Origin of the sequence: Halobacteriovorax marinus SJ (assembly GCF_000210915.2) — a bacterium.
GTDB lineage: Bacteria > Bdellovibrionota > Bacteriovoracia > Bacteriovoracales > Bacteriovoracaceae > Halobacteriovorax > Halobacteriovorax marinus.
The window spans coordinates 2,202,457-2,215,167 of sequence record NC_016620.1 but is presented as its reverse complement, the minus strand read 5'-3'; the positions used below and the strand labels follow the sequence as shown (position 1 = coordinate 2,215,167).

The window sequence follows — 12,711 nt, the reverse complement described above, 5'->3', positions numbered from 1 at the left end:
TTAGAATTCTAATTTATAGGCCATCGAGTCGATTTGATCAAAATTCTTCTGACAACTATATTGTCCATTCTCTTCTTGAAGCTTTCCTCCCCAAAACTTTGGATCGTGCTCATAGATCATTGTTAAATTTCTCTCATAGATAAATTTAAGAAATTCTTTCTTATCCTTAGTCGTGACTCCTGGGCTAATATCGTAGCCCATGACCCAAGGGATATGAACGTGATTAGAAGTTGGAATAAGATCTGCTAGATAGATAAAGTTCTCGTCGTAGGGGTGCATGAGAAATGGAGTGTGACCATGGGAGCATTTAAAGTTTAGAGCGCCAGATGAGAGCTCTAAAATCTCTCCCTCTTCTCCCTGATGCCACTGCATAAGACCTTGCTCCTCATACCATTTAACTATGGGGTCAAAATTCTTCGTGTGAAATGAGCCCGCATCTCTATCTGTTGGAGCGTGAGCATATTCATAGTGATCTCTATGAATATGGCATCTTGCTTTTTTAAAGACTGGTTGCATTTTCTCATCAACCAACTCGCCAATACCGCCAATATGATCAAAGTGAAGGTGGCTAAGAATTAAATCGGTCACATCATCGGGAGTGAGTTCGATTTCGGCTAGAGCAAGAGCTAAGGGCTTCTTCTTAGATCTAACGTCAAAGCGCTGATTAAATTTATCTGGGTTATGATCTCCGATACCAGTATCTATAAGGATAACTTTATCTCCATCCTTTATAAGGATAAGTCTTAGGGCCAGATCAATTCTATTTTCTTCGTCACTTGGATGGACCTTATTCCAAAGGGGACGAGGAATAATGCCGTACATGGCCCCGCCATCTAGACGAAATTTTGCCGGTTCTAAACAGAAATACTCTCTTTTGCACTGCATGGATTCAACCTTTTTTATGGGAAACAATTAATTTATACTGATTTTGGACATAAAAGCGTCAAAAATCAATCTGTTATGAAGCATAGCACCTAGTATCATGCACGAGTTGCCACTATTATGGGAAACAATTTTTAAAACAAAACTTAGGAGAGATTCATGAATGTACATGAGTACCAGGCCAAAGAACTAATGAAGAAATTTGGTATTAAAGTTCTTGGTGGTCAGGTAGCTAAGTCCGTCGACGAAGCCGTTGAAGGAGCCAAGAAGCTTGGTGGAAATGTTTGGGTTGTTAAAGCTCAGATCCATGCTGGTGGTAGAGGTAAAGCTGGCGGAGTAAAACTTGCAAAGAACTTAGATGAAGTTAAAGCACACGCTGACGACATTTTAGGTAAAACACTAGTTACTCATCAAACAGGACCAGAAGGTAAGAAAGTTCTTACTCTTTTAGTTGAAGAAGGTTGTGAGATTGAGCACGAGTACTACGCAGGTATCGTATTAGATAGAGCAACAGGAAAGATCACTTTCATGGCATCTAGTGAAGGTGGTGTTGAAATTGAAAAAGTTGCAGAAGAAACTCCTGAGAAAATCATAAAGGTAGCCGTTGATCCAGCTGCTGGCTTCACTCCATTTATTGGAAGAAAGCTTGCTTACGGTATCGGTATTAAAGATAAGGATCTTGTTAAAGAAGCAACGAAATTCTTTAAAGGTCTTTACGATCTCTACGTAGACACTGATTGTACTATTGCAGAGATCAACCCTTTAGTTAAAACTAAGCAAGGTGAAATTATTGCACTAGATGCAAAATTAAACTTTGATGACAACGCTCTCTTTAGACATCCTGAAATTGAAGAAATGAGAGATCCAACAGAAGAGTCGGCTGAAGAGCTAGACGCAGCTAAGTATGGTCTTTCTTATATTTCACTTGATGGAAATATTGGTTGTCTCGTAAATGGTGCCGGTCTTGCGATGGGTACTATGGATATTATTAAGCTTCACGGTGGTGAGCCAGCTAACTTCTTAGACGTTGGTGGTGGAGCTACTAAAGAGACAGTTGAGAAAGCATTCTCAATTATTCTTTCAGACTCAAACGTTAAGGCCATCCTAGTAAATATCTTTGGTGGAATTATGAAGTGTGACATCATCGCCGAAGGTGTTGTTGCTGCTGCTAAGTCTCTTGGTGTAACAGTTCCTCTAGTTGTAAGACTTGAGGGAACAAACGTTGCTCTTGGGAAGAAAATTCTTAACGAATCCGATTTAACTATTATTGCTGCTGACGACCTTGCAGATGCTGCTGCTAAAGTTGTTGAAGCAACAAAAGGGGATGCGTAATGGCCATTCTAATTAATAGAGATACAAAATTAATAACTGTTGGTTTCACTGGTAAACAAGGTACTTTCCACTCTCTACAGTCTAGAGACTATGGTACAAACTTTGTTGGTGGTGTAACTCCAGGTAAAGGTGGAACTGTTCATGAAGGTTTCCCAGTATTTAATACTGTTAAAGAAGCTGTAGATAAGACTGAGGCGAACGCTGCCATGATTATGGTACCACCTCCATTTGCTGCAGATTCAATTTTAGAGTGTATCGATGCAGGTATGCCACTCGTGATTGCGATCACTGAAGGGATTCCAATTGTTGATATGGTTAAAGTTAAGGCCGCTCTAAAAGATTCAAATACAAGATTGATTGGTCCTAACTGTCCAGGTCTTATCACTCCGGGTGAGTGTAAGATTGGTATCATGCCAGGTCACATTCACATGCCAGGTAAAGTAGGTGTTGTTTCTCGTTCGGGAACTCTAACTTACGAAGCGGTTTTCCAATTAACTCAAAGAGATATTGGTCAATCTACTTGTGTAGGTATTGGTGGAGACCCAGTTAACGGAACTAACTTCATCGACGTACTTGAGTTATTTGAAAAAGATCCTGATACAGAAGCAGTTATTATGATCGGTGAGATCGGTGGTAATGCTGAAACTGATGCTGGTAGATGGATTCAAAAGAATATGACTAAGCCTGTTGTTTCATTTATTGCTGGTGCTTCTGCTCCTGCAGGGAAGAGAATGGGTCACGCTGGTGCAATCATTTCTGGTGGAGATGATACAGCAGAAGCGAAGTTCAGAATTCTAGAAGAATGTGGTGTAACTATTGCTAGATCACCTGCTGAGCTTGGTCACAAAATGGAAGAAGTTTTAGGTAAGAAATAATTTACTTTAAGGAGAAATATAATGGAAAGAACACTAAGTATTATTAAGCCAAATGCTGTACTTGATAACAATATTGGAAATATCATCGCTAAGTTTGAAAGCGAAGGACTAAGAATTGCTGCTGCAAAGCTTGTTCACCTTTCAAAAGAAAAAGCAGAAGGATTCTACATTGAGCACAAAGAGAGACCTTTCTTTGGTGAGCTAGTATCTTTCATGACTTCAGCGCCAGTTATGATTATGGCACTTGAAGGTGAAGGTGCAGTAGATAAGAATAGAGAGATTATGGGAGCAACTAACCCAGCTGAAGCTGCGGAAGGTACTCTTAGAAAGCTTTATGCTAAGTCAATCGGTGAGAACGCTGTTCACGGATCAGACTCTCAAGCATCTGCTGATAGAGAGATTAACTATTTCTTCGATAAAAACGAAGTTTTAGCTAGATTCTAGTCTGAGTCGAAGAAATGCCTACGCTGTGGTGACTTTCCTTGAAAGTCTCCTCGCTTGGTCTTCGACAAGAACGAGCCCCCGCGGCAAAATGCAAAGCATTTTGACGGCGCTGTAGGGCACTTAGCTAGATTCTAGTCTCTAAATAAATTTAAGTTTATTTGAGTAAGGGCCCTCTGAGTAGGGTCCTTTTTAGTATAAGTGCCCGAAATTTAAAAGAACGGCATTTATAATTTCCTGTCTATAAAGTCCACACCACCTGTAATTATTTCAAGGTCAATTGTTAAAAGCACTGCGTCGAGATATAAATGAAGAGAGTATATTTACGGAGGTTACTATGTTTAATATTGGCGATTATGCAGTATGTCCCGGACACGGAGTAGGACAGGTTTGCGATATCGAAGAAAAGGAAGTTGGTGGTGATAAGTTATCATTTTACATCATCAAGATCATAGCCAATGGTATGACAGTTATGGTTCCTACTAATTCAGAAAATGGTATTAGAGAGTTAGTTGGTAACGAAGAGATTAATGAAGTCTATGAGCTTCTCCAAGATCACGATGTTGAAGTTGATAACTCGACTTGGAATAGACGCTATAGAGAGTATATGACAAAGATTAAGACAGGATCTCTGCTAGAGATTGCTGACGTTCTTAGAGCACTCTTTCTTTTAAGAGCGAAGAAGAACTTAAGTTTTGGTGAGAAGAAAATGCTAGAGCAGTGTAGAGATTTACTTGCGCAAGAAATTTCTCTCTCAAATGGAAACGACACAAAAGAAATTAGCACAACGATTGACGATTACTTTAATTAAGCTGATCAGGGAAAACTCTGATCAGTTACCTCCGTACTTCACCTTTTAAATCTATAATATACTCTCTCGTTTTTTCTCTCATATTATAAGTAGAGCCCATGCTACTTCCATAGGCCCCAACATCAGCTATACAAATTCTATCTTTCGCTTTTAGAAGTGGTAACTCACGATTACTTGCAAATGAATCTGCGGTTTCACAAATTGGGCCAACCACATGACATGTACTAAGTTTTGATGGCCTTTTCTTTAGAGGAAGAACATGGTGATAAGCTCCGTAGAGAGAGGATCTCACAAAGTCATTCATTCCACCGTCTACAATTATAAATTTATTTTCTTCAGAGCTCTTTGACCTAATCACTTCTGTAATAAGCACCCCGCAGTTTGCAGCAATATATCTACCAGGCTCAAAAACAATTCGTAGCTCTTCTTTAAGCTCTCGTTGGGTAATCTTTGCAATAAGCTCCATATACTCTGAAAGAGTACTAAGAGGATGGTCTTCATTGTAAGGAACTCCAAGACCACCACCAACATCTATGAACTCAAGTTGATTACAGGAATTACAAAGCCTACAGAGCTCTATAAGGGCCTTTCTCGTTGCCTTTAAGCAGGTGAGTTGGGAGCCAATATGCATGGAGAGTCCAACCAGTGAGACACTCTTCCAAAGTTTCTTCTTTAAAAGGGCCTGCTCTATATCTCTTTTAAGAATTCCAAACTTATGACTCTTTCCTCCCGTGGAGATATGTTTATGAGTTTTGACATTTACTTGTGGATTTAGCCTTAAGGCCACTCGCGCTGTTTTATTTAATCTTTGAGCAATACTGGAGATCATCTCCAACTCTTCTATACTCTCTACATTAAATGAATAAATTCCCTCTGGATGACATGTGAGGGCAAGCTCAATTTCACTCTCATTTTTTCCTACTCCCGAAAAAACTATTTTCTGAGCGGGAATCTTCGCCTTGAGCGCTTGCTTTAATTCTCCACCGGAGACAATATCTGCTCCTGCACCAAGACTCTTAAGTGTCTTTAGCAGCCGTATATTAGAATTAGCTTTAAGGGCATAGCAAATAAGAGGGTTTTTAAGTCCATTACTCTGAGCTTCGGTCTTAAAATTTTCAAAATTTCTCTGTAAGGCCTCGAGAGAATAGAGATAAAATGGAGTTTTGAGGTCTTTAGTTATAGAATGAAGATTGTAATCATTTATAAAGAGCTCATTCCTCTTATACGAAAGTGATGGGTGATTTGTAATTTTCATTTTAATATTTTAACTCAATTAGAAAGCGATGAAAGAGAAAAAATCAGTATTTAATATTCAATCTGAATTTAATCCATGTGGTGATCAGCCTGAGGCCATAAAGAATTTAACTAACAAATTTAGTGCTGGAGAAAAGGAACAAACACTTCTTGGAGTGACTGGTTCTGGTAAGACATTTACCATGGCCCACGTGATTCAAAACCTTGGAAAGAAAACTCTTATCCTCGCTCACAATAAAACACTAGCAGCTCAGCTATATGCAGAGTTTAGAGAGTTTTTCCCTAATAATGCAGTCGAATACTTCGTCTCTTACTACGATTACTATCAGCCAGAAGCCTATGTTCCTGGAACTGATACTTTCATTGAAAAAGATGCGAGTGTTAATGATGAAATCGATAAATTGCGACATAGTGCTACTAAGAACCTATTGGAGCGAGATGATGTTATTGTTGTTGCCAGTGTGAGTTGTATATACGGTATTGGTTCTCCAGATGAATATGAGTCTCAGAAGATTAATCTCTTTGTTGATGATGAAATGGATAGAGATGAACTTTTAAAAGATCTTGTCTCTATTCAATTTCAACGAAACGACATCGACTTCTCTAGAGGTTGTTTTAGAGTACGAGGAGATCTTGTTGAAGTCTTTCCTGCGTCTGAAGAATCAGATGTTATTCGCATTGAGTTCTTTGACGATACGATAGAGTCTATTTCAATTGTCGATCCTCTAAGGGGAAAAGTACTTCAAAATTTAAATAAGATAACAATCTATCCAAAGTCTCACTACGTAGTTAGTGAGAAGAAATTAGAGAATGCCATAAGCACAATAAAGTTAGAGCTACGAGAGAGGTTACAAGAACTAGGGGCGCAGGAAAAACTAGTTGAAAGGCAGAGGCTTGAGCAAAGAACTTTATTAGATTTAGAAATGATGGAAGAGATGGGCTTTTGCTCTGGAATTGAAAATTATTCAAGGCATCTGACTGGGAGTAAAGAAGGTGATCCTCCTCCAACTTTAATTGATTTCTTTAAAAATAATTTTCTTATGATTATTGATGAATCTCACATTACAGTTTCACAAGTTGGAGGAATGTATAGGGGAGATAGGGCGAGAAAGCAAAACCTTGTTGACTTTGGTTTTAGACTTCCTTCTGCTCTAGATAATCGTCCTCTTAATTTTCCTGAGTTTGAAAGTAAGCTTGATCAGGTTCTCTATGTTTCAGCAACTCCTGGGGACTATGAACTAACTAAGACAAGTGGAGAGTATACAGAGCAAGTGATTCGCCCGACAGGTCTACTTGATCCAACTATAGAAATTAGAGATGCTAGCTCTCAGGTGGATGATCTCTTAGTAGAAGTTCGAAAAATAATTAAGAAGTCTCAAAGAGTTTTAATTACAACTTTGACTAAGAAGTTAGCCGAGGAATTAACTCATTACTATAAGGGCGCTGGAATTAAAGTTAAGTATCTTCATTCTGATATAGATACACTAGAGAGAATGGAGATTATTCGAGATCTACGTTTAGGTGAATTTGATGTTCTCGTTGGAATAAACTTACTTCGTGAAGGATTAGATATTCCTGAGGTTTCTCTCGTTGCAATTTTAGATGCAGATAAAGAAGGCTTTTTAAGATCGGAGCGCTCTCTTATACAAACTATTGGTAGGGCCGCAAGAAACGCTGAAGGAAAGGCCATACTCTATGCCTACAAAAATACTAAGAGTATGGAAAAGGCCATCTTTGAAACAAAGAGAAGAAGAGCAATTCAAGAAGAGTATAATCAAGAAAATGGAATTACCCCTGTCACTATTTCTAAGAAGGTCAGCGGTGGGGTCATTGAAACTCTTCGTGGGGCAAAGGGAAATAAGGTCGCTAAAGGGCCAAAGTCAAAGCTCTCTGGTGAGTTAGATGCAAAATCTCTAGATAAGCAAATTGAAGAATTGACGAGTAAAATGAAGATGGCCTCTAGAGAATTAGACTTTGAATTTGCTGCAAAGCTGCGTGATGAGATCAAATCCTTGAAGGAAATTCGTTTACTCCTTTAACTTTCCTGTAAATAATTTATGATTTAGCCCCTTGTTTATGGGGGATTTGGAAAATTAATGTTTCCTTTAAGTAGACTTGAGTTAGTCTTTAGTTATGGCTTGGATCCTATTGAATAATTTAGAAAAATAAATAGTCCTTGTTTTCTTAAGGTTAAGTTTAGCACTATGTGTAATCAATACTTTATATTTTTAGTTTCTCTAAAGCTATGTCTTAGATGATCTCGCTCATCAAAATAATTAAATTCAAATTGTAATAAAAATGTTAAAAAGCGTGCGTATTAGGACATGTATTTTTGTTTTTTATTTAGCGAAGAGCTAAGTGATTAAATAAGTGATTTATTAAACACAGAGAGATCTTAAAAAATCTTTTTTGATTTATATAAAACGCAATTTTTAACAACTTTAGGAGGTTCAAATGAACGTAGTTTAAAAAGCACTTTTAATGGTAGCACTATTTGCTGCAACTTTTTCTGCTTCGGCAATCGAAGTTAGTTTTGACTTTACTGTATTCTCTTCTGGGTCATCAATTTACCCATGTAATGCAGGTATTAAGCACAAGAAAGCTAACGATGTAGTTTGTTACGAAAGAACAAACCCAACTAACTCATGTAACCCAAATGCATGTGAAACTGGTCAGTCATGTGACTGTGTTTGTTCTGGTACTGACGGTAGTTACTTAATGGACTTCACTGAAGTTACTTATGCTAACTGGTCTGATCACAACGAAACTTACCCATCTTCTACAAAAGCTTCTTTTGCAGCTAACCAAAATAAGAACTTCTTATTTTCAAACCTTGTTGATGCAAACGGAAAAGTTTCTGGTAACTACTTTGACAAGCAACTTACTTCTCTTAACTTCAACCTTGGTTCAGAGCTTTTTGGTGCTGAGTACTACCTAGACGTATGTTTCAGAGGACCACAAATTGATTACGCAACAGCTGGTATCAATACTAACTGGGTTGCTAAAGCTGAAGCTACAATTCAAGACTTAACTGGTGGATACGCTAGTTACGCAGCAGTTGCTGGTCTTACAGTTGACTCTGAAATCGTTTGTGACTACCAAGTTGCTAACGCTCCAAACCCACTTAACTATGTTCCAGGTTCAAACGTATTCAGTGGTAACTATGCTGATGAGTTAATCTCTAACGCTAGCCTTGGTTACAGCACTGCAGTTGCTACAGGTAGTGAAAACATTACTGGACATGGTAAAAAAGCTCCAACTTTCTGTCGTGTTAGATACACATTCTCAGAAGCTACTAACCTAAGTGGTAAAGAGCAATTTAGACCATGGAAAACTCAAGCTGCTAAAGTTTGTACTAAAACATCAATTGAAGAGCCTACTCTTTAATTAGTTTATAGGTGCTGGGCCTGTCCCAGCACTTTTTTAAAATATAAATATCTCATGCTGATATTTGGAGAAGAAATGAAAAAGCTATTAATTACATTATTTATGCTAGTTGCTACAGGTAATGTTCTTGCGTGTGAAGCCTTTGCTCCTGAGCAAATGAATATTGCTATTTCTTCTGAATATGAGCAGGAAATATTTTATACGTCTGAGAAAATTTTAAGTTCTGCAGCTTACTCTTCAATAACAAATTGTAAACTCACTGCCGCTAAGAGAAGATTTATTATGCTCGCTCTTGGAGTAGAGGACTTAGTTTTAAATAATAAGAATAAAACATACTCACTTTCAGAAAATGGAATTAGACGTCAGTGCTCTATTATTAACTCTGATTTATCTGATCCAATCTCTGCAGCTGATCAAGGTGAAGAGATCGCACTAAAGAGAGAGTTCTTAAATAAGTGTATTGTTGTTAAAGTTACTGAGCTTGGACCTACTGGACTACAGATTCCAGAGGATCAAGTCGGTTGTGAGATTACAAGAATTTCTGAAAACGCAGCTGACTTTACTGGTCGCTTTTGTTACTTCAAGCCAGGTTTCAATAGCAATATCTCTGTTGAATTAGGTGTAAATCAAAAGTGTAAGACAGTAGAAGGATTAAAGGAATTAGGAGTTACTGCTAAAGACTTTAATGGAATTCTAAATATATATACTTCAGATTCTTCTACAGGAAATAACTCAGACCTCGTTGCTATTGGTGGGTCTGAGCTTAGAATTTCAGTAAACCCTATCGCAGAAGTTGTTAAGCCTGCTGACGATTTTGGTGTTTTAAGACCAGTATTTCCATCTGAATTTAGAGTGAAGGAAATTCATCTTGCTAAGCCAGAAATTAGATCAAGAGGAAGACTCTTAGAGTTTAAATTTCCAACTGTAGTAGACACTCGTTGTGAAAGAAAATGCTCAGGCGGACTATGTTCATCTCCTTGTGATTACGCGCTTCCTATCGTAGCAGAGCATACTTTAGAAGTTTTAGAAAATGGGAAGTGGGAGTTCCTAACAAGTTGGTTTGACGGGGCAATCGCTCCGGGTCAGTGGCAAGGTATTCTCTATGGTGGAGGAAGACAGGTTGAGAAAGGTGTCTTTGAAAATGGAGTGAAATATAGAGTAAGAATTGAGTTTAGAGAGCCAAACTTTGATTTTAAATACTTTGATGGTGATGTGACTAGAAGAATCTTTCTTCGAAATAATAATTTAGGCGGACTTTCATCAAGGGGAAGAATTGGTTTCATTCCTCTTATTCAACCAATTGTTAATGGTGACTTAATGCCAATGATCGATATTATTGGGCAGCTCGACTTTGATGGTTCTCTAGATGGTGTTGATAGATCGCTTAGAACTCTACAGTCGTACTTAAATAATAAGTACTGGCCACCAATTTATGAAAATATTTGTGACGGAAGAGGAACATGTGTAGAGAACGGTTTTAAGTTCTTAGAATACACTGTTAACTTTAGTGTTAAAGAAGAAGACAGAAAGTTTACTATGGAAGACCTCACTTTTTCTAAGAAGTCTTTCTATGGTGATGATTACTCAAATAGAACTTTAGAAGCTTATCCAACTATAAAGTGTGAGAGATAAGATGAAGCTATTATCCTTAATTGTTCTATTCATTACTACAGTAATTTCAACTCAGGTGAGTGCTGGAAATATTTGTGGTGATAATAAGCTTGAGAAGATTACAATTTGTCACGCAGGAAGTGAGCATAATCCTCATTTCACAAATATCTGTGTAGACTTTGCTGCTGTTCACGGACATTTAAAAAATCACTCTCACGATAGTGTAGGTGCTTGTGGTTCAACATCTCAGAGTTTAAATGACGGCGTAGTCTATGCTTGTAACGCTGGTGTTAAGCATATTAAGCCAGCATCAAGAGTTTGTTACCAAAGATCTAATCCATCACTTTCTTGTAATCCGAGTGCTTGTGAATCAGGACAATCTTGTGACTGTGTTTGTTCCGGAGAAACTGATGGTCCTAATGTTGTTGATTTCATGAAGTACAATGGGAGAAGTTTTTCTAACGTTGATCAACTTAATGAGATTGAAAATGATAGCTTCTGGGGCGGAACTCTACAGGCGAGAACATCTACTTATTCAGAAAATTCTGGGCAAATAGATAGTGAGGGTTTTGTTGTTGCTACTCATGATCCTTCTAATTACGTATTAAGAAATAATTCATTGTCTTTTGAGCTTGGTTCAGAGCTTTATGGTACTGAGTACTTTGTTGACTTATGTTGGAAAAATACAAATGAGGATTATGCTGGCGAGTTTGAGATCACTCCTAAGTACAGCTATAGAAATAAGCAGTTGTTTGGGCAAAGTTATGTTGAAACTGCTGATATATTAACTCGAACTGATGTTGAGTGTACTGACGATAAAAATCAAAAGTTTAATCTCTTTGATGAATCGTGGCTTCTTTTTCCAAGTCAAATGAGTGAAATACTTCCTCAGGTAGGAACTGTTGATGGAGTTAGTTTTTGTAGAGTAAGACATTACTTTAAGGAGAATAGTAATTCTTTTAGGCCTTGGGAGACTAAAGCGATAGAAGTATCAACTTCTCTTGAAGTGGTTCTTACAGAGGATCAAGAGACTCCATTAGATCAAGGTGTAAAACTCTGTCATCCAATTGCTTCTGTACCTGGAAACACTAATGGTATGACAAATAGCCATGGAAGAAGACGTGGTAATGGAAATGGGAACGGCAATGGTAGCCACGATCCTGGTCTTCTTGTTTGCCAAGTCTTATTTGAATCAAATCTTGCTTATGAACAATTTGTACTTGATCATCAAGATTCATCTCATGGAAACTCTAACTCATCTTATAGTGTGAATCACGAGGATGATTCTAGATTTACAAGTACACGCAATTGTGAAGAGACAACTGGATTAACAATGGCAGATCCTGTTGCTTGTATGTTGAAATTTGCAACAGATGGTTATCACCATGATCATGACTTTGTGATCGGCGGAAATGGAACTTTAATAATAAAAGAAAATAATTAAATGATACGACAATTACTTCGGAGGTAATTATGAAAAAATTAGTTTTAATGATGGCATTACTTGTGTCTTCAATGACTTTTGCTACAAATGTTGATGACCTCTTCGCAGGTGGAGAGAGAGAGTTTGAATTTGAAAGATTTTCTGATGATAGTATTCTTCTTGCTATTGATGAAGATGCAGAGATGGCCTGTGATTCTGGAGTATGTACTCTTCACGCAGTAACAAATAATTATGGTGGTTTTGAAGTTTCTTTCACTGTTGGTGAAGGTGAGCAAAATAATGGTTCTGGAACAACTATTTACACTGGTGGTTCAGGTTATGCCACTGATGGAAGTCAGGAATTCTGGGGATTCACAGTAAAGTATTCTAGAGGACAATGTACTCAAAGAATTAGAACTCCAAGATCAGTTTACTATGCAATCAATAGATATATGTATGGATTAATGACTGAAGAAGGTGGAACAAGAAGAGGTTTCACTCCTGCAGATGAAGCTATGATTATGTTCTATACAACAATTATGAATAAGGCAAATGGCTGTACAATGCAATAGATAATATTGAGGTGTTCTTAGGCAAGCTTAAGAATACCTTAATTTCTTGATTTCATTACTAAATAAATAAGAATAATTTTCAAAAAACAAAAAAAATAACTCAAATTCTGCTATTTTAGCCTG

Annotated in this window: 11 protein-coding genes; 9 read left to right on the top strand and 2 right to left on the bottom strand. The window is 37.6% G+C overall.

Annotated features, from left to right (window positions below; all coding sequences use genetic code 11):
* Complete coding sequence (locus BMS_RS10385; protein ID WP_044557508.1) at positions 1-885, bottom strand: MBL fold metallo-hydrolase; 885 nt, start codon at positions 883-885, stop codon at positions 1-3.
* A gap of 156 nt (positions 886-1,041) precedes the next feature.
* Between BMS_RS10385 and sucC the strand changes: the two genes are divergently transcribed.
* The 4 genes from sucC (at position 1,042) to BMS_RS10365 (ending at position 4,341) form a co-directional block, all read left to right on the top strand.
* Positions 1,042-2,214 (top strand): ADP-forming succinate--CoA ligase subunit beta, encoded by a 1,173-nt coding sequence (sucC, locus tag BMS_RS10380; RefSeq protein ID WP_014244771.1) that lies wholly within the window; start codon positions 1,042-1,044, stop codon positions 2,212-2,214.
* Positions 2,214-3,089 carry a succinate--CoA ligase subunit alpha gene (gene sucD, locus BMS_RS10375; protein ID WP_014244770.1) on the top strand — a complete coding sequence of 292 codons (876 nt, stop codon included), beginning with the start codon at positions 2,214-2,216 and terminating at the stop codon, positions 3,087-3,089. The genes sucC and sucD overlap by 1 nt, the downstream gene beginning before the upstream one ends.
* Before the next feature lie 21 nt (positions 3,090-3,110).
* Positions 3,111-3,533: a nucleoside-diphosphate kinase gene (ndk, locus tag BMS_RS10370; protein ID WP_014244769.1), complete on the top strand. Its 423-nt coding sequence runs from the start codon at positions 3,111-3,113 to the stop codon at positions 3,531-3,533.
* A gap of 334 nt (positions 3,534-3,867) precedes the next feature.
* Positions 3,868-4,341 (top strand): CarD family transcriptional regulator, encoded by a 474-nt coding sequence (locus BMS_RS10365; protein WP_044557507.1) that lies wholly within the window; start codon positions 3,868-3,870, stop codon positions 4,339-4,341.
* A 25-nt stretch (positions 4,342-4,366) separates the two neighbouring features.
* Here BMS_RS10365 and lysA read toward each other — a convergent pair whose 3' ends face one another.
* Entirely contained in the window at positions 4,367-5,596 is a 1,230-nt protein-coding gene (lysA, locus tag BMS_RS10360; protein ID WP_014244767.1) for a diaminopimelate decarboxylase, read from the bottom strand.
* A 28-nt stretch (positions 5,597-5,624) separates the two neighbouring features.
* Between lysA and uvrB the strand changes: the two genes are divergently transcribed.
* The 5 genes from uvrB (at position 5,625) to BMS_RS10335 (ending at position 12,588) form a co-directional block, all read left to right on the top strand.
* Entirely contained in the window at positions 5,625-7,634 is a 2,010-nt protein-coding gene (gene uvrB / locus BMS_RS10355) for an excinuclease ABC subunit UvrB (protein WP_014244766.1), read from the top strand.
* A 442-nt stretch (positions 7,635-8,076) separates the two neighbouring features.
* Positions 8,077-8,982 (top strand): hypothetical protein, encoded by a 906-nt coding sequence (locus tag BMS_RS10350; RefSeq protein WP_014244765.1) that lies wholly within the window; start codon positions 8,077-8,079, stop codon positions 8,980-8,982.
* 75 nt (positions 8,983-9,057) lie between these two features.
* Positions 9,058-10,614 (top strand): hypothetical protein, encoded by a 1,557-nt coding sequence (locus tag BMS_RS10345; RefSeq protein ID WP_044557506.1) that lies wholly within the window; start codon positions 9,058-9,060, stop codon positions 10,612-10,614.
* 1 nt (position 10,615) lies between these two features.
* The gene (locus BMS_RS10340; protein ID WP_044557505.1) at positions 10,616-12,037 is read left to right on the top strand and encodes a hypothetical protein; all 1,422 of its coding nucleotides are present in this window, start codon (positions 10,616-10,618) and stop codon (positions 12,035-12,037) included.
* A 29-nt stretch (positions 12,038-12,066) separates the two neighbouring features.
* Complete coding sequence (locus BMS_RS10335; protein WP_044557504.1) at positions 12,067-12,588, top strand: hypothetical protein; 522 nt, start codon at positions 12,067-12,069, stop codon at positions 12,586-12,588.
* The last annotated feature ends 123 nt before the right edge of the window (positions 12,589-12,711 follow it).

Bases quoted from the DNA above. Each gene is read 5' to 3' on its own strand.
- BMS_RS10385 (WP_044557508.1), bottom strand. From the start codon at position 885: ATGCAGTGCAAAAGAGAGTATTTCTGTTTAGAACCGGCAAAATTTCGT.
- sucC (WP_014244771.1), top strand. From the start codon at position 1,042: ATGAATGTACATGAGTACCAGGCCAAAGAACTAATGAAGAAATTTGGT.
- sucD (WP_014244770.1), top strand. From the start codon at position 2,214: ATGGCCATTCTAATTAATAGAGATACAAAATTAATAACTGTTGGTTTC.
- ndk (WP_014244769.1), top strand. From the start codon at position 3,111: ATGGAAAGAACACTAAGTATTATTAAGCCAAATGCTGTACTTGATAAC.
- BMS_RS10365 (WP_044557507.1), top strand. From the start codon at position 3,868: ATGTTTAATATTGGCGATTATGCAGTATGTCCCGGACACGGAGTAGGA.
- lysA (WP_014244767.1), bottom strand. From the start codon at position 5,596: ATGAAAATTACAAATCACCCATCACTTTCGTATAAGAGGAATGAGCTC.
- uvrB (WP_014244766.1), top strand. From the start codon at position 5,625: ATGAAAGAGAAAAAATCAGTATTTAATATTCAATCTGAATTTAATCCA.
- BMS_RS10350 (WP_014244765.1), top strand. From the start codon at position 8,077: ATGGTAGCACTATTTGCTGCAACTTTTTCTGCTTCGGCAATCGAAGTT.
- BMS_RS10345 (WP_044557506.1), top strand. From the start codon at position 9,058: ATGAAAAAGCTATTAATTACATTATTTATGCTAGTTGCTACAGGTAAT.
- BMS_RS10340 (WP_044557505.1), top strand. From the start codon at position 10,616: ATGAAGCTATTATCCTTAATTGTTCTATTCATTACTACAGTAATTTCA.
- BMS_RS10335 (WP_044557504.1), top strand. From the start codon at position 12,067: ATGAAAAAATTAGTTTTAATGATGGCATTACTTGTGTCTTCAATGACT.